Annotated in this window: 16 protein-coding genes; 5 read left to right on the top strand and 11 right to left on the bottom strand. The window is 64.7% G+C overall.

The window, feature by feature from the left end; all coding sequences use genetic code 11:
* Positions 1–22: 22 nt before the first annotated feature.
* Positions 23–571: a Twin-arginine translocation pathway signal gene (locus tag GGD62_RS29240; RefSeq protein ID WP_092255219.1), complete on the top strand. Its 549-nt coding sequence runs from the start codon at positions 23–25 to the stop codon at positions 569–571.
* 30 nt (positions 572–601) lie between these two features.
* A complete protein-coding gene (locus GGD62_RS29235; protein ID WP_183711618.1) occupies positions 602–2,170 on the top strand; it encodes a GMC family oxidoreductase in 1,569 nt (522 codons plus the stop codon).
* 205 nt (positions 2,171–2,375) lie between these two features.
* Here the strand turns inward: GGD62_RS29235 and GGD62_RS29230 are convergent, their stop codons facing one another.
* Positions 2,376–2,693: a ribbon-helix-helix domain-containing protein gene (locus GGD62_RS29230; RefSeq protein WP_018321943.1), complete on the bottom strand. Its 318-nt coding sequence runs from the start codon at positions 2,691–2,693 to the stop codon at positions 2,376–2,378.
* Positions 2,694–2,933: 240 nt separating this feature from the next.
* On the opposite strand from GGD62_RS29230, the gene mutL reads away from it, so the two are divergent.
* Positions 2,934–4,748 (top strand): DNA mismatch repair endonuclease MutL, encoded by a 1,815-nt coding sequence (gene mutL / locus GGD62_RS29225; protein ID WP_179731624.1) that lies wholly within the window; start codon positions 2,934–2,936, stop codon positions 4,746–4,748.
* 214 nt (positions 4,749–4,962) lie between these two features.
* Here the strand turns inward: mutL and rsmD are convergent, their stop codons facing one another.
* Both rsmD and GGD62_RS29215 read right to left on the bottom strand, forming a co-directional pair.
* Positions 4,963–5,520 carry a 16S rRNA (guanine(966)-N(2))-methyltransferase RsmD gene (gene rsmD, locus GGD62_RS29220; protein WP_183711616.1) on the bottom strand — a complete coding sequence of 186 codons (558 nt, stop codon included), beginning with the start codon at positions 5,518–5,520 and terminating at the stop codon, positions 4,963–4,965.
* 1 nt (position 5,521) lies between these two features.
* Positions 5,522–7,558 (bottom strand): pseudouridine synthase, encoded by a 2,037-nt coding sequence (locus GGD62_RS29215; RefSeq protein ID WP_183711613.1) that lies wholly within the window; start codon positions 7,556–7,558, stop codon positions 5,522–5,524.
* Between the two features lie 120 nt (positions 7,559–7,678).
* On the opposite strand from GGD62_RS29215, the gene GGD62_RS29210 reads away from it, so the two are divergent.
* Positions 7,679–8,137 (top strand): nucleoside deaminase, encoded by a 459-nt coding sequence (locus GGD62_RS29210; RefSeq protein WP_179731627.1) that lies wholly within the window; start codon positions 7,679–7,681, stop codon positions 8,135–8,137.
* Between the two features lie 98 nt (positions 8,138–8,235).
* Here GGD62_RS29210 and GGD62_RS29205 read toward each other — a convergent pair whose 3' ends face one another.
* Positions 8,236–9,138 (bottom strand): alpha/beta fold hydrolase, encoded by a 903-nt coding sequence (locus tag GGD62_RS29205; protein WP_018321938.1) that lies wholly within the window; start codon positions 9,136–9,138, stop codon positions 8,236–8,238.
* A gap of 229 nt (positions 9,139–9,367) precedes the next feature.
* Entirely contained in the window at positions 9,368–10,651 is a 1,284-nt protein-coding gene (gene purD / locus GGD62_RS29200; RefSeq protein WP_183711611.1) for a phosphoribosylamine--glycine ligase, read from the bottom strand.
* A 211-nt stretch (positions 10,652–10,862) separates the two neighbouring features.
* On the opposite strand from purD, the gene GGD62_RS29195 reads away from it, so the two are divergent.
* Complete coding sequence (locus GGD62_RS29195) at positions 10,863–11,240, top strand: hypothetical protein (protein ID WP_183711609.1); 378 nt, start codon at positions 10,863–10,865, stop codon at positions 11,238–11,240.
* A 35-nt stretch (positions 11,241–11,275) separates the two neighbouring features.
* Here the strand turns inward: GGD62_RS29195 and GGD62_RS29190 are convergent, their stop codons facing one another.
* From GGD62_RS29190 to GGD62_RS29165, 6 genes are all read right to left on the bottom strand, one after another.
* Entirely contained in the window at positions 11,276–12,025 is a 750-nt protein-coding gene (locus GGD62_RS29190; RefSeq protein ID WP_183711608.1) for a DUF5131 family protein, read from the bottom strand.
* Entirely contained in the window at positions 12,025–12,858 is an 834-nt protein-coding gene (gene tcmP / locus GGD62_RS29185; RefSeq protein WP_183711607.1) for a three-Cys-motif partner protein TcmP, read from the bottom strand. Before tcmP ends, GGD62_RS29190 begins: the two co-directional genes overlap by 1 nt.
* Before the next feature lie 118 nt (positions 12,859–12,976).
* A complete protein-coding gene (locus tag GGD62_RS29180; RefSeq protein WP_183711606.1) occupies positions 12,977–13,276 on the bottom strand; it encodes a transcriptional regulator in 300 nt (99 codons plus the stop codon).
* A gap of 2 nt (positions 13,277–13,278) precedes the next feature.
* Complete coding sequence (locus GGD62_RS29175) at positions 13,279–13,869, bottom strand: hypothetical protein (RefSeq protein ID WP_183711605.1); 591 nt, start codon at positions 13,867–13,869, stop codon at positions 13,279–13,281.
* Between the two features lie 65 nt (positions 13,870–13,934).
* Positions 13,935–14,489 carry a hypothetical protein gene (locus GGD62_RS29170; protein WP_183711604.1) on the bottom strand — a complete coding sequence of 185 codons (555 nt, stop codon included), beginning with the start codon at positions 14,487–14,489 and terminating at the stop codon, positions 13,935–13,937.
* Positions 14,490–14,781: 292 nt separating this feature from the next.
* Positions 14,782–15,888, bottom strand: coding sequence for an alpha/beta hydrolase (locus GGD62_RS29165; RefSeq protein WP_183711602.1), 1,107 nt, complete (start codon positions 15,886–15,888; stop codon positions 14,782–14,784).
* Between the last annotated feature and the right edge of the window lie 138 nt (positions 15,889–16,026).

Below are 16,026 nucleotides of genomic sequence, written 5' to 3'. Positions count from 1 at the left end.
TAAAAATCCACGGAGGAATGCCATGAGAGAGGTCGATCGTCGAAGCAAGCACAGCCGCCGCGTCTTTCTCAAGGGCGCAGCGACCGCCGTGCCGGTCGTAGCCGTCGCGACCAGCGTCACTGTGAGCATCGAAGATGCGTGGGCCGATGATGCCAGCGCACTCTCGCCCGCGACGATGAAGACACTGCTGAAAGTCGCGCGCGACATCTATCCGCACGACGTGCTCGGCGACAGCTACTACATCACCGCGGTCAAGCCGTGGGACGGCAAGGCGGCGAAGGATCCCGCCGTCAAGTCGCTGATCAGCGATGGCATCACGCGGCTCGATCAGAATGCACGGGATCGCCACAAGGTGCCCTATGTCGAAGTGCCATGGGAAGCCGACCGTGTGGTGCTCTTGAAGGAGATCGAGGGAAGCGACTTCTTCCAGAAGGTGCGCGGCGACCTCATCGTGTCGCTCTACAACCAGAAAGAGGTCTGGCCGCGGTTCGGCTACGAGGGCTCCTCCGCCGAGCACGGCGGCTACATCAACCGTGGCTTCGCCGACATCGACTGGCTGCCGAAGGCTTGAGACCCACCCCAACGGTTCAGGAGAACGCATATGGCAAAATTCGATCTGAACGACTCCAGCGTTGTGGTGATCGTCGGCTCCGGTGCCGGCGGCGGCACGCTGGGCAACGAGCTCGCGCAGAAGGGCGTCAAGGTGGTCATTCTCGAAGCGGGTCCCCGCATCGAGAACCACGACTTCGTCAACGACGAGTGGGAGAGTTTTTCCCAGCTTGCCTGGACCGATGCGCGCACCACGTCGGGCACGTGGCGCGTCGCCAAGGATTTTTCCGGCCTTCCCGCCTGGATCGTCAAGGCGGTCGGCGGCTCGACGACCCATTGGGCCGGCGCCTCGCTGCGCTTCGATGAGCACGAGTTCAGGGTGAAGAGCACCTACGGCAACCTTCCCGGCGCCAACCTCCTGGACTGGCCGGTCACGCTCGCCGAGATGGAGCCGTGGTACGCCAAGGCCGAGAACAAGATGGGCGTGACCCGCACCAACGGCATTCCCGGCCTTCCCGGCAACAATAATTTCAAGGTGCTGGAAGCCGGCGCCAGGAAGCTCGGCTACAAGACGGTGCACACCGGCAATATGGCGATCAACAGCCAGCCGCGCGACGGCCGGGGCGCCTGCCAGCAGATCGGCTTCTGCTTCCAGGGCTGCAAATCCGGCGCGAAATGGTCGACGCTCTACACCGAGATCCCGAAGGGCGAGGCGACCGGCAATCTCGAAGTGCGACCGAGCAGCATGGCGATCAAGATCGAGCATGATGCCGGCGGCAAGGTCACCGGCGTCGTCTACGCCGACGAGAGCGGCGCGATGCAGCGCCAGAAGGCGCGCATCGTCGCGGTCGCCGGCAATTCGATCGAGAGCCCGCGGCTCCTGCTCAACAGCGCCTCCACCATGTTCCCCGATGGCCTCGGCAATTCATCGGGCCAGGTCGGCCGCAACTACATGCGGCACATGACCGGCAGCGTCTATGCCGTGTTCGAGAAATCAGTGCACATGTATCGCGGCACCACCATGGCCGGCATCATCCGCGATGAAGCCGCCAACAACCCGAAGCGCGGCTTCGTCGGCGGCTACGAGATGGAGACGCTATCGATCGGGCTGCCGTTCATGGCGGCGTTCCTCAATCCCGGCGCCTGGGGACGCTCGTTCACGTCAGCGCTCGACGGTTATCCCAGGATGGCCGGCATGTGGCTGGTCGGGGAGGACATGCCGCAGGAGACCAATCGCATCACGCTCGACCCTCGCGTGAAGGACAAGTTCGGGCAGCCGGTCGCGAGTGTGCATTTCGACGATCATCCCAACGATCTCGCGATGCGCGCGCACGCCTACAAACAGGGCGCTGCGGTCTACGACGCCGTCGGCGCCACCGTGACCTATCCGACGCCGCCCTATCCGAGCACCCACAATCTCGGCACCAACCGGATGAGCGAGAAGCCGCGCGACGGCGTGGTCAACAAGTTCGGACAGAGCCACGACGTCAAGAACCTGTTCGTCTCGGACGGCAGCCAGTTCACCAGCGGCGCGGCGTGCAACCCGACGCTGACCATCGTCGCGCTGGCGATCCGGCAGGCGGACTACATCGCGGGCGCGATGCAGAAGAAGGAGATTTGATCGTACGTTGGCGTCGCTCGCCAGGACGACGTTGAGGAGGGATTGCGTATCCACACTCAGGTGTCGTCCCGGCGAACGCCGGGACCCATAACCACAGGGAGCAGTTTGGCGGAAATTGGCAGTTCGGTACTCCGACCTTCCGCAATCGATAGATCACGCGGTATGGGTCCCGGCTTTCGCCGGGACGACGCCGAGAGTGGGGCGACTATTCCGCCGCATCGAGAATCGGCGCCACCGTCGCCTTAAACTCCGGCACCGTCGCCATGCTCTTCGAGCGATAGATCAAACACGAACACCGCAGCAGCGAGGCGAAATTGTTGACCTCGCCATGATGGTCGAGCACCTCGTTGTAGAGCGTCGTCAGGAACTTGCCGAGGCTCATGGCCTCCCTGGCCGCGATCTCCTCCAGCGTGTCCCAGAACGCCATTTCCAGCCGGATCGAGGTGCAATGGCCATCGATCCTTAAAGAACGGGTCTGGGATTCGTAATCGCGTTGGGGCTGATGCGCGAAGAGATGGCACATGGCGTCCTCCCGTCCTGTTGCCATTTTTTCACGATGCTACACCGCTGCCCGACGCCTCACAATCCGGACCGTCGTCGGATGTCGGCAGGTGCCGGCCTGCGCAATTTTCTCGAACGCTCAATGTCTTCAATGCGATAGGTAGCCCTCTTCCCCAGGCGGCCACACGGCTGTTGCCCAACACATGCTTTTGACGCAACACGGCCTAGAATAGCGCTGTCCGCGAATCCAGATCAGAATCTCATGCCCGTCCGCCAGCTTCCAGAACAGGTCGTCAACCGCATCGCCGCCGGCGAGGTGGTCGAGCGTCCGGCGAGCGTGGTCAAGGAGCTGGTCGAAAACGCCATCGATGCCGGCGCGAGCCGGATCGACGTCTTCACCGATGGCGGCGGGCGGCGCCGGATCGGCATCACCGACGACGGCGGCGGCATGACCGCGAAAGACCTCGCGCTCGCGGTCGAGCGCCACGCCACCTCCAAGCTTGACGACGAGGATCTGCTCCAGATCCGCACGCTCGGGTTCCGCGGCGAGGCGCTGCCCTCGATCGGCTCGGTGGCACGACTGTCCATCACCACCCGGCATGCGGGTGAGCCGCACGCCTGGGCGCTCACGGTCGAGGGCGGCGAGAAGTCCGAGATCATGCCGGCGGCGCTGGCGCATGGCACCCGCGTCGAGGTTGGCGACCTCTTCTATGCGACGCCGGCCCGGCTGAAATTCCTGAAGACCGACCGCACCGAGGCGGAAGCCATCCGCGAGGTGGTGCGGCGCCTCGCGATGGCGCGGCCCGATATCGCCTTCACGCTGGCGGGCGAGGAGCGCGCACCGGTGACCTGGGCTGCCGCGCTGCCCGGCGCCGCCGGCCGCCTGACGCGGCTCGGCGACATCCTGGGCGCTGAGTTTCGCAGCCATGCCTTCGAGGTCCATGCCGAGCGCGAGGGCGTCGTCGTCGCCGGCTATGCCGCTGCACCTGCGCTGACCAAGGCCAACGCGCTCGGGCAGTATCTCTTCGTCAACGGCCGCCCGGTCCGCGACAAGCTGATCCTCGGCGCGGTGCGCGGAGCCTATGCCGACTATTTGCCACGCGACCGGCATCCCGTGCTTGCGCTGTTCGTTACGCTCGACCCACGCGAGGTCGATGCCAACGTCCATCCGGCCAAGACCGAAGTGCGCTTCCGCAACGCCGGCCTCGTCCGCGCGCTGATCGTGCACGGATTGAAGGAAGGTCTCGCGCGTGAGGGGCGTCGCACCGCCGCCAACAGCGGCGAGAGCGCGTTGTCCGCGTTCCGGCCGGCCTTCACGCCGCCGCGTCCCGCAAGCTGGGACTGGCGGGCTTCGCCGTCCGCCCCGGTCGCGCCGATGCCGTCCTTCGAAGGATCGGCCGCACCCGCTTTCGCCGAGCGCGCGCAGGCCGCCTTCGACGTCGGTGCGCCCAGCGCGGACGTGCGGTTCGAGACGCAACCGGTCGCTGACCTCATCGATCGTCCGCTTGGCGCCGCGCGCACGCAGATCCACGAGACCTATATCGTCTCGCAGACCCGCGACGGATTGATCATCGTCGACCAGCATGCCGCGCATGAGCGCATTGTCTATGAGCGGCTGAAGGCCTCGCTGGCGGCGAACGGCGTGCAGCGGCAGATCCTCCTCATTCCCGAGATCGTCGAGATGGACGAGGCGACGGTGGAGCGCCTCCTGGAGCGCAGCGAGGAGCTCGCCTCGTTCGGCCTCGCCATCGAATCCTTCGGCCCCGGTGCGGTCGCGGTGCGCGAGACGCCCTCGCTCCTCGGCAAGACCAATGCCGGCGGCCTCTTGCGCGATCTCTCGGAGCACATGGCCGAGTGGGACGAGGCGCTGCCGCTCGAGCGCCGCCTGATGCATGTCGCGGCGACCATGGCCTGCCACGGCTCGGTGCGCGCCGGCCGAAGGCTGCGGCCGGAAGAGATGAACGCCCTGCTCCGCGAGATGGAGGAAACCCCGAACTCCGGCCAGTGCAACCACGGCCGGCCGACCTATGTCGAGCTGAAGCTCAGCGATGTGGAGAAGCTGTTCGGGCGAAGGTGACGGTGCCGTGGTGAAGGTGCCGTAGGGTGGGCAAAGGCGCAAAGCGCCGTGCCCACGATCTGCGCATGATCGAGACAGGTGGTGGGCACGCTCCGCTTTGCCCACCCTACGGCAGTAAGGCTGTTCGGCGCGATGAGCTTCGTAGGGCGGGTTAGCGTAGCGTAACCCGCCGCCTTTACCCCCGCGGAACGAGCCGACGGCGGATTACGCTTCGCTAATCCGCCCTACGCAAAAACACGAACTCCGTGTCGTCATACGCCCGCCGCTCCAATTCCTCGTATCCTTCCGGCGCCGCGAACTGCGCGGCCTTCGCCTCTTCCACCACCAGCAGCGCGCCGGGCGTGAGCCAGCCGCCATCGCGCAAGCTTGCCAGCGCCTTCTCGGCAAAGCCCTTGCCGTAGGGCGGATCGAGGAACGCGAGCGAGAACGGCTCGACGGGATGCGCCGGGCCAAGATCGGTCGCATCGCGGCGATACACTTTGGTCACGCCGCCGAGGCCGAGCGACTCGACGTTATTGCGCAGCAGCGCCCGCGCCTCGGCGCCATTGTCGACGAACAGCGTGAACTTCGCGCCGCGCGACGACGCCTCGATGCCGAGCGCCCCGGTACCGGCGAAGAGATCGAGCACGCGCGCGTCCGCAATCGGATCGTCATAGGCGTGCACGAGGATGTTGAAGACGGACTCGCGCAAGCGGTCCGCCGTGGGGCGGATGTCGCGCGAGGACGGTGAGGCGAGATTGCGCCCCTTCAGCCTGCCGCCGACGACGCGCAAGCTAGTCCTCCCGCGGCGTCAGGTCGCGCTTGCCGTGATAGCCGCGCTTGGGACGGCGCGGCGGGCCGTAGCCGTTGGCCTCTTCCTCGTTGCGCTCGCGCGCCTCCTCGCTGCCGGTGCGCTGCACCAGCACGCGGCGGCCCTTGCGGTCGTTGATGACGGCACGCTTGCTGGTGGGCTTCTTCTCGTCATCACCTGCAGAAGATTTCTGCGGCACGTCGAACTGCGCACCCGACTTCTCGATCACCTTGTCGCCGAGCTGGTCGCGCAGCACGCGCGAGCGGATCTCCTCGACCTGACCTTCGGGCACCTCGCCGAGCTGGAACGGACCGTAGGAGACCCGGATCAGCCGATTCACCTCGAGCCCGAGATGAGCGCAGACATTGCGCACCTCGCGGTTCTTGCCTTCGCGGATCGCGAACACCAGCCAGACATTGGCGCCCTGATCGCGCTCCAGCGTCGCTTCGATCGGACCGTATTTGACGCCCTCGACCTCGATGCCGTTCTTGAGCTCGTCGAGCTGCGCCTGGGTGACGTCGCCATGGGCGCGAACGCGATAGCGGCGCAGCCAGCCGGTGTCGGGCAGCTCGAGCGTGCGCGCGAGGCCGCCGTCGTTGGTCAGCAGCAGCAGGCCTTCGGTGTTGAAATCGAGCCGGCCGATCGAGATCAGGCGCGGCAGGCCTTCGGGCAGGTTGTCGAACACGGTCGGACGACCCTCGGGGTCGTCATGCGTGGTCATCAGTCCGCGCGGCTTGTGATACAGGAACAGCCGCGTGCGCTCGCGCTCCGGCAACGGCTTGCCATCGACCAGGACGACGTCGTTCTTTGTGATGTCGAGCGCCGGCGAGTTGATCACCCGGCCGTTGACGGTGACGCGGCCCTGCGTGACCATCTCCTCGGCATCGCGGCGCGAGGCAAGGCCCGCGCGGGCCAGCGCTTTCGCGATGCGCTCGCCGGCCTTCTTCGGCTTCGGCTCTTCCTCCCGGCGGGGCCGGCGGTCGAAATCGCGGTCCCGCTCGCGATAGGCGCCGCGGCCGCCGAAGGCGGGGCGTTTCTCGAAGATCCTGCTGTCGTCCTCATTGTCACGGCGCGGGCGATCGCCGAAACGGCCTTCGCTGCGCGGATGCTCGTGCCAATCGGAACGGCCTTCCGACCGCTCGCGCGGACGGTTGAATTTCGGCCGGTCGCCGCCGCGCCCGCCGCGGTCGCCATCGCCGTCGCGACGGGGCCGATCGAACTTTGGACGATCCTCGCGGGGCCGATCGAATTTGGGCCGCTCGCGGAACGGACGATCACCCGATGCGCGATCGTCGCGCGAGCGCGAGAAGCGCGGACGGTCCTCGCCGCCTTCGCGCTTTTGCCAGGGCTTGTCCTCGCCGCGATCACGGCCGCCGAAATCCTTGCGCGGGCCTTTGCCAAAATCCTTGCGCGGCGGACGATCGCCACGCGGACGGTCGTCGCGCTTCTGCCACGGCTTGGAATCACCGCGCTCGCCGCGGTCGCGATCAGGACCGCCCCGCGAAAACTTCCGCTCGCTGTCGAACTTGCGTTCCGGACGATCGCCACGCGGCGCGTAGGGCCGCTTGTCACCGAATTTCTTGTCGCCGAACCGGCCGGCGGGACGGGAATCGGCACGGTCCCGGCTGCGCGGCGGACGGTCGTCGCGGCCATAGGACGGACGATCACCACGCGGCTTGAATGGGCGCTTCTCGCCATCACGCGAAGAGCGATCGGAAAACGGACGGTCGCCGCGCGGCTTGAAGCTGCGCTCGCCACGACCCTCACCGCCGCGGTCATCGCGCTTGAAGCGGGGACGGTCGGAAAAATCGCGGCGCGGGGCATCGCCCTCCTCGCGGCGGCGGAACGGTTTACCCTCGCGGGGCGGGCGGCTGTCGCGATCGCCCCTGCCCTCGCTCTTGCCCTCAAAACCGCGCTTGGCGAACTTCTTCTCGGGGCCGCGCGCCTTGCCGGAACGGCCGCCTTTGGGCGGGCCTCGCCGGCCGCGGGAATCGTTGTCTTTGTCGCTGTCGCGAGGCATGAATGATCTCACTCAAGGGGGTGGCCGTTGAGCATTGTGCGCGCTCGTTCGGAGCCGCATGCCCAGGCAAAACCGGTAAGCACTTCTGCTGAAGGCGCAGCTACTAGCAGGTTTCTTCGGATGATACGAGGCTTGAAAGCCCCCTCTTTCATGGATTTGGCGCTTCTGGCGGCCGAAAATGCCGGAAAAGCGGGCGAAGTTCCGATCGGCTGCGTGGTGGTCCGCAATGACGAGGTCATTGCCACCGCCGCCAATCGGACGCTGACCGACCGCGACCCCACCGGCCATGCCGAAATCGTTGCGCTGCGCGAGGCGGCCAGGAAGACCGGCAGCGAGCGCCTCGTGGACTGCGACCTCTACGTGACGCTGGAGCCCTGCACCATGTGTGCGGGCGCGATCTCGTTTGCAAGGGTGAGGCGCCTCTATTACGGCGCTGCCGACCCCAAGGGCGGCGCGGTGGAATCAGGCGTGCGGTTCTTCGCCTCGCCGACCTGCCATCACGCGCCGGACGTCTATTCCGGGGTCGGCGAGAGCGAGGCGGCGCGGCTGCTCAAGGAGTTCTTTCGGGAGCGAAGGTAGGGCAGTCGTAGCCCGGATGGAGCGAAGCGCAATCCGGGACAGTGTCGCGGCGTTGACAGACCCGGATTTCGCTTCGCTCCATCCGGGCTACAAGATCGTCAGCCCGAAAAGAACTCGCGCAGCGCCTCTGCCGTCACGTCGGGATTCTCCTCGGTCAGGAAGTGCCCGGAATCCACCGGCATGCCCACCACGTTCGTCGCCCATTGCTGCCAGGTGTCGAGCGGCGTCGCCGCGGCCTGGGCCACGCCGGCATTGCCCCACAGCGCCAGCATCGGAATGGTGATCTTCTTGCCGGCTTCGAAATCGGCCTTGTCGAGGTCGTAGTCGAAATAGGCGCCGGCGCGGTAGTCCTCGCACATCGCATGCACGCGGGCGGGATCGCGGAACGGGGCGAGGTAATGTTCGAGCGCGCGCGGGTCGATGGCCTCCAGCGTCCTCGACTTGGTCTGGCTCGCCATCTTGAAGCGCAGGAAGAACTCGCCATTGCCAGAGATCAGCGTCTCCGGCAGTGGATAGGGCTGCGCCAGGAAGGTCCAGTGGTAGATCTTCAGCGCGTAGGCGCGGTTCATCCGCTCCCAGTAATTATAGGTCGGCAGGATATCGAGCACCGCGAGCTTCGACAGCCGGCCGGGATGGTCGAGCGCAAGGCGGTAGGAGACGCGGCCGCCGCGGTCGTGGCCGGCCAGCGCGAAGTGCACGTGACCGAGCCGCTCCATCACTTCCACCATCGCCTTGGCCATGGCGCGCTTGCTGTAGGGGATGTGCAGCGCATCGCTCTCGGGCATGTCGGACCAGCCGTAGCCCGGCAAATCGGCGATGATCAGCGTGAAGTGCCTGGCCAGCTCAGGCGCGACCTGGTGCCACATCACATGGGTCTCGGAGAAGCCGTGCAGGAGCAGCAGCGGCGGCCCGCTGCCGCCGACGCGGGCGAAGATGCGGCCGAAGGAGGTATTGATCCATTCGGCGGCAAAATCCGGATAGAGGTCGGCGAGATCGGACATCTTTCTGCATCCTTTAAAGGGTCAGTCGGGGCCGGCCCCGACACCTAAAATTGCGAAAACAACCCCATGCACAGTAGCGGTATCATCGGCGGGGCTATTAACCCCAACAGCTGATTGCACATTCTGGAATGTCGATATGGCGGCGCGGTGACACAAGCCCTCGAGATTCTCGGATTGGCGCGCTTTGAGCGCCGTCCGGGATCGTGAGCCGGTTCTTGTCAGCTGCTTCTCAGCCCTTGGCCTTCTCCGCCTCCACCGCCTGCCAGCCGATGTCGCGGCGGCAGAAGCCCTCGGGCCAGTTGATGCGGTCGATGGCCTGATAGGCACGGCTCTGCGCCTCCGTCACGGTCTTGCCGAGCGCGCAGACATTGAGCACACGGCCGCCATTGGCGAGGATCGCGCCGTCCTTCTCGACCGTGCCGGCGTGGAAGATCTCGACGGTGTCCACCTTCGCGGCGTCATCGAGCCCGTCGATCCGCGTGCCCTTCTGGTAGTCGCCGGGATAACCCTTCGCCGCCATCACCACCGTGAGCGCGGAGTCCGGATGCCAGCGCAGATCGAAATTCTTCAGCTGGCCGTCGCAGGCGGCGAGGAAGGCCGGCACGATGTCCGACATCATGCGCAGCATCAGCACCTGGCACTCGGGATCGCCGAAGCGGACGTTGAACTCGAACAGCTTTGGCCCCTGCGTCGTCAGCATGATGCCGGCGTAGAGGACGCCGCGGAACGGCGTGCCGCGCTGCTTCATGCCTGATACCGTCGGCAAGATGATCTTCGCCATGATCGCGTCGTGGATCGCGGGCGTCACCAAAGGCGTCGGCGAATAGGCGCCCATGCCGCCGGTGTTCGGTCCGACGTCGTGGTCGAATACGCGCTTGTGGTCCTGCGCGGAGGCCAGCGGAATGGCGGTCTCGCCGTCGCACAGCGCAAAGAAGCTGATCTCGCGGCCCGGCAAGAACTCCTCGATCACGACCTCAGCGCCGGCCTCGCCGAACGCGCCCTCGAACATCATGGCGATGGCGTCTTCGGCCTCGCGCACGGTCTTGGCGACGACGACGCCCTTGCCGGCGGCAAGGCCGTCGGCCTTCACGACGATCGGCGCGCCCTGGCTCTGGACGTAGTCGCGCGCGTCCTTGGCGTTGGTGAAGCGCTTGTAGGCGCCGGTCGGAATGCCGAATTCGGTGCACAGCGCCTTGGTAAAACCCTTGGAGCTTTCGAGCTGGGCCGGGATCTTGCTCGGGCCGAACGCCTTGATGCCGGCGGCGGTGAGGTCGTCGACGATGCCGGCGGCCAGCGGCGTCTCCGGCCCGACCACCACGAGCTCGACCTTGTTCGTCTTGCAGAACTCGATCACCGCCGCATGGTCGGCGACGTCGAGCGCCACGCATTCCGCCTCCCGCGCGATGCCGGCATTGCCGGGCGCGCACCAGAACTTGGTCACCAGGGGGGAGGCTGCGATCTTCCACGCCAGGGCATGTTCGCGACCGCCGGAACCGAGCAGGAGAATGTGCATCGAAGGCTCAGAATAAGGGGTTTGCTGGGGGCCGGAGGTCGCACGAATCGGGGCGGTTCTCAAGGGGGATGCCCAACACTCCCCGTCATTCCTATGCGCCTGCCGCTGTCGCTTCTCCCGCGAGGAAGCACGGGCTTCTATTGACGACGTTCAACTACTCGGTTGTAGTCGCGTTCCATTTCGCGTGACCATTCCAATTGTGGAGCCCAGAGTGCCAAACGTTCAGTGGAACAAGTTCATTGATACGCATAAGACACGTTTCTGCGTGACCATTTACTTCAGTGATTACCTCGAACTGCGTAAGCGCGTGAAGGGGCCGATCATGACTAAGGATGGAAAGGAATTTCCCACACCGAACGCGGTGACGAAGGCAATGGCGAAGGCCATCAAGTGTGATTACACGATCAAGAGCGGCGGGGCCGAGCAGATCGTTATGATCGCGGAAAAGGAAGAAGCAGCCGCGTTTGCCAAAGCTGTGGGGGCCAAAAGGTGGATGCAAAGTGACGGAAAACCGTGCTTAGCCACTAACAGCGCAAGGATCAGCCACGAAGTCATGGTTGGCTTGGCGAAGACGGCCAGGCTTATGTGAGCCTGTAAGCGACGCCCTCTTGCCACGACGAATCACTACATCGCGACGGCGCGCGGCATTTCGTCGAACGTGCGGCCGCGATAGTGCCTGCCGGTGCTCTTTTTGCGAACGCCGCCCCACTGCTTGAAGAAAAAGGCCGTCCGCGCCTTGCGACATGCCGCCTCAATCTCCGCGACCCACTGCTCGGCCATCGGACGGGAACGCGGTCCGCTCTCGCCACCGACTATGGCCCACTGAATGCCTTTTAGATCGGCATTAGCCACCGAACCGAGTAAGGGTTCAAATGAGACAAACCTGACGGCAGCACGGACCTTGCGAAGTTCGTCAAGGCGCCCGAGATAGTCTGCGCTCTCGACGCTCGTACCGAGCCATACGTTTGGCAGTACCGGCAATGATGCGGTGATGACGGCCATCCGATCCGGCCGTTTGGTAAGAATTTGATACGTGTGCTGCGGCGTCGCCTGCATCGTGTGCCAGACAGCCGCAACGAACTCCGGCGGCACGCCATCGTGAAACATGTCCGACATCGAGTTCACGAAAATCCGGCGCGGCTTCTTCCACCCTGCCGGGATGCCAAGCGCGGCGCGATCAAGCCTGACCCTGCCGGTCCAGACGGCGCGCTTGCCGCTCTTGCGCGTGAGACCTTGATACTTCGGCATGCCCATCGCATCCAGCCGCGCCGCCATGCGCATCGCGTAGCAGTTCGTGCATCCGGGCGAGAGCACCGTGCAGCCAGCGACTGGATTCCACGTCGCGTCGGTCCACTCGATTGAGGTGTCAGCCATCACAAATCCATCGTTGTCTGCCGCATCGGGTCGCGGATCGCCTCCCACAGCTTTCGACCAAGGCTGTGTCCGCTGACGAACACAAGCCAGTATAGCCGCTGCCGCTTTGAACCAACGATCAACTCTACGCCCTTTGCAGGCGTCGTGCCGAGCTTGCAGATTTCGTCGATCCAGTACTTCATCAGCGCCGCCCTGAACGACGCTATCGCCTGTTTTTGGTTGACGTGTCCCTTCCACCCCGGCGCAAACGTGTCAAACACGCCACCCTGTTTGCTGTATTCATCAAGGTTGCGCTGGAGGTCCTGCACGCTAACGTGAATGAGCATGTCCACCTTCAGCTTCGAGAGCTTCCTGATGATCTCGAAAGACAGGCCTTCGAGGTTGTACGGGTCCAAGAAGGCAAAGTGCAGTCCGCTCGGGTTCAGCGCTGCGACGATCTTGTCAACTGCGACATCGGCTGGGGCGCTATAGCAAACAGGTTCCCCGCGGAGTGCACGAAGGCGCTTTTCCACGGCAGCAGAGTTGCTTGGGTCGAGATCGTTGAGATGCATCTCAGTGAAGGGCACTGTCTGCTGCGCTGCCCTGTAGGCGACAAGCGGGCTCCCGTCGATGATGCGTTTGGTGCCGTTGATTAGCGAACGACCGGGGCCGGAGAACAGTTCGATGTATGCGGCCCCAGCGTGCCAGGCGGGCGGCGGGATGTACTTCTTCCGCGTCGCACTCGAAATCTCAATGTACTGCCGCACCCGTGCATGCTTTTCCGTAGCCCATGGGCCGACCTCGCTGACATTGAGCCCGTCGTCAGGATCGAGTTTGACTTCCTTTTTTGCCATGCAGTCAGCTCCCCCGCCGAACTACTAACACACCGCCAAAGGTTGAGGGTTAACGCGATAGCACTTTCTCGCAGGTTGCCTCCCGGCTCAGATCAGAGGGTAATCGGCATCGCAGGCGCTACGCCTGCTTCCCCGCAATAATCTCCTGCAACGTCGCCACATGCCGCGCGAACGCCCTGCGGCCGGCGGCGGTGGCTGTCACCGTCGTCTGCGGCTTCTTGCCCACGAACGCCTTCTCCACCGACACATAGCCCGCCTTCGCCAGGGTCTCGATGTGCGCGCCGAGATTGCCGTCGGTGGCGCCGGTCAGCTTCTTCAGACGCGCGAACTCCAGCCCCGCGGTCGCAGGCAGCGCGTTCAGCGCCGCCATGATCTTCAGCCGCAGTGGCTGGTGGATGATGTCGTCGAGCTCCGCCACGCCTAGCCCCGCCGCATCCAGAGGGTCCCCGCGACCAGCGCGCCGCCATTGACGGCTGCCATCCACGGCAACAGCGGTACACCCGGGATATAAAAATATCCGATCAGCGTCAGCGCGATGATGGTCGCGCCGAGCGGTGCAAAGGCGTAGCCGAACCGAAGCCCCGCCGTCAGGTAGACCAGCGTGATGTAGACCTGCCAAAACACCGTTTGCTGGCGCGGCGAGAACCTGCCGAAGTAGCAGCAGACGAGGCCAAAGGCGGCGATCAGCAGGAGCGCCAGCAGAGTGCGCCTGTCGAACAGGCGGATGCCGTTTCTCGAAAGATGATAGGCGCCGAGAACAACGAGGCCGAGAGCCGAGACGACGTAGAGTGCAAACCAGAAATACAGCCCGTCATTCACCACGAACCAGCTGTTCCAATAATAGGCCCCGTAGCGCGGCCAGAACCACATCAGGACATCGTCGGCAAACGGCATCACGGCCCATATCAGCAGGACGAGACCCGCGACCAGGTAGACCTGCGACCGCTGCCCACGACGAACGGCATGCTCATTGGCGTTCAGTGCTTCAGGAGACTGATGGCTGTCGATCACGGGCGCGCTCCTTCCTGGGTATTGGCTGCCGGCTGGGGAATGATGTCGTCGAGCCCGGGCATGCGCTAGATCCGCCGCATCCAGAGGCCGCCGAGGATCAGGCCACCGCCATTGACGAAGGCCATCCAGAGCGGGAACGCCTCGCCGATGTAGAAGAAGCCGAACAGCGTCAGCGCCGTGATGCCGAGGCCGATCGCCACGAAGGCGTAGCCGAACCACAGCCCAGCGAGTGTGTAGAACAGCATGAAATAGATCGGCCAGAACGTCCCCAACTGGCGCGGACCAAAATGACCGACGACGCTGGTGACGAAATAACCGAAAGCGAAGAACAGGGCGAATACCAGGAACAACCTGATGCCGACGCCGGCGCCAAAGGGGTGGCTTTTCGGATCGAGCACGCGAAGTGCAATCAGGCCGCCGACGCCGAAAACATCCGCGGCAACCCAGGCGTAGACCGCGTAGATCGGCCAAAGCCAGGTCACGAGATTGGCTGCGAACACCAAGACGCCCCACCAGACCGCGGCGAGGCTCGCCAGCTCATAGAGCTGCGATTGCTTCAGGCGCTGGACGATGTCGTCGATGTCGGCGAGGGACTCCGCAGCTTGCTTGCTATCGATCATATCGGTCCCCATCAACCCGGCATCATCGCAGCGTATGGTGAGCACAACGCAGCGGCATCGGCACTGGGCTCCCTCTCCCGCTTGCGGGAGAGGGTTGGGGAGAGGGTGCCTCCGCAACGGGACAATCCCCGGGAGGAAAGAACCGCGCAGGGACGTACTCGGTAAATTCTCGACAACCCCAACGCGGAAAAACCCTCTCCCCAACCCTCCCCCGCAAGCGGGGGAGGGAGCGCAGTGCCAATGCGGCGGCATCGTGCTCCATATGCGATTGCCCTGCCACCTGCGAGCCGCATCATGACTGACCGCCCCCGCGCGTTGCCACGTCCTCGGCGATCACCGAAATCGCCTTCGGATGGGTGACGATGCCCATATGATTGATGCCGTCAATGACCTTGACGTCGACCGACGGCTTCACCGCCTGCACGGTCTGCGCATATTTCTCCGAGATCATCATCTCGTCATCAGTGCCGCCGAAGATGGTGACCGGACGCGTGGTTGCCGGCAGATCGAGGCGATAGCCGCGCGTCGCGAAATTGCGCGTCAGGCGATCGGAATAAATGGAGACGAGGTACTTCGCCGAGCTCGGCGGCACCGCCAGGGCCAGCACCGGAAGCTGCGAACAGCAGTCGATGCCGAGCTTGCGCAGCGCCGTCAGACCGAAGAAGCGCGGGACATTGAAACTGGCCCAGCCGCCTGCGTTCGGCCGGTTGGTCGGTGCGTCATAGCCGAGATAGGGCGCGAGCAGCACGGTGCGCACGAACATGTCCTGCATGATCGGCGTCGCGGCGACGCGCAGCGAGAAACCGGCGCCGGCGGAATGGCCGATCAGAGTGAGCGGCAGATCCGGCGCGGTCTTGCGAACTTCGGCAACGAAATCGACGAGGTCGTCCTCGAGCTGGCCGACATAGCCGATATCGCCGCGGGTGCCGGAGCCGCCATGGCCGCGGATGTCGAGCGCCCAGGTCTCCACCCCGCGCGCGGCGATCGCGTGGGTCAGCGCGTGGTTGACGGTGCCGCTGGAGCCGGACGAGCCATGGATGAAGATCGCGCCGCGGCTTGCCGCCGGGCCCCCGGAGCCATTTCCGTTCCGATGGGATCGGGCTCCAGATTCTTGTTTTGACGCGTTTTCTTCACGCGAACCGGCTTCCACTTCGCTTGAAAGCGCTTTGGCCGCGTAATGGCGATAGCCGATCCAGGTGCCGTCGCGGGCCTGGAAGCGCTCCAGCGGCGGCAGGGTGGACCAGTCGATCCCCTTGGCGGAGTCGGAGACCGACCGCATCTCGGGCGGCCGCTCCAGCGGCGTTGCGATCATCGCGGTCAGGATCAGCGCCACGCCGCCGACCGCACACAGGGCCCATTTCAGGCCGCTCAAGACGCCGCGCAGCAACCGGATCGCCATGGCTCACCTCCCTCAAACTCATCAATCAACAGAGAACTCTATAATACAGAGTACTCTCCAGATCAATCCCCGGATTGGCGCCGCGCGGCGAAAATCCTTAACGTCGGGTCTGACCCCAACATGCCGAATCGCTTGCTA

This window comes from Bradyrhizobium sp. ERR14 (assembly GCF_014198235.1).
Taxonomy (GTDB): Bacteria; Pseudomonadota; Alphaproteobacteria; order Rhizobiales; family Xanthobacteraceae; genus Bradyrhizobium.
This window is presented reverse-complemented; position numbering and strand designations above follow the sequence as displayed.

Bases quoted from the DNA above. Each gene is read 5' to 3' on its own strand.
- GGD62_RS29240 (WP_092255219.1), top strand. From the start codon at position 23: ATGAGAGAGGTCGATCGTCGAAGCAAGCACAGCCGCCGCGTCTTTCTC.
- GGD62_RS29235 (WP_183711618.1), top strand. From the start codon at position 602: ATGGCAAAATTCGATCTGAACGACTCCAGCGTTGTGGTGATCGTCGGC.
- GGD62_RS29230 (WP_018321943.1), bottom strand. From the start codon at position 2,693: ATGTGCCATCTCTTCGCGCATCAGCCCCAACGCGATTACGAATCCCAG.
- mutL (WP_179731624.1), top strand. From the start codon at position 2,934: ATGCCCGTCCGCCAGCTTCCAGAACAGGTCGTCAACCGCATCGCCGCC.
- GGD62_RS29215 (WP_183711613.1), bottom strand. From the start codon at position 7,558: ATGCCTCGCGACAGCGACAAAGACAACGATTCCCGCGGCCGGCGAGGC.
- GGD62_RS29210 (WP_179731627.1), top strand. From the start codon at position 7,679: ATGATACGAGGCTTGAAAGCCCCCTCTTTCATGGATTTGGCGCTTCTG.
- GGD62_RS29205 (WP_018321938.1), bottom strand. From the start codon at position 9,138: ATGTCCGATCTCGCCGACCTCTATCCGGATTTTGCCGCCGAATGGATC.
- purD (WP_183711611.1), bottom strand. From the start codon at position 10,651: ATGCACATTCTCCTGCTCGGTTCCGGCGGTCGCGAACATGCCCTGGCG.
- GGD62_RS29190 (WP_183711608.1), bottom strand. From the start codon at position 12,025: ATGGCTGACACCTCAATCGAGTGGACCGACGCGACGTGGAATCCAGTC.
- tcmP (WP_183711607.1), bottom strand. From the start codon at position 12,858: ATGGCAAAAAAGGAAGTCAAACTCGATCCTGACGACGGGCTCAATGTC.
- GGD62_RS29170 (WP_183711604.1), bottom strand. From the start codon at position 14,489: ATGATCGATAGCAAGCAAGCTGCGGAGTCCCTCGCCGACATCGACGAC.
- GGD62_RS29165 (WP_183711602.1), bottom strand. From the start codon at position 15,888: ATGGCGATCCGGTTGCTGCGCGGCGTCTTGAGCGGCCTGAAATGGGCC.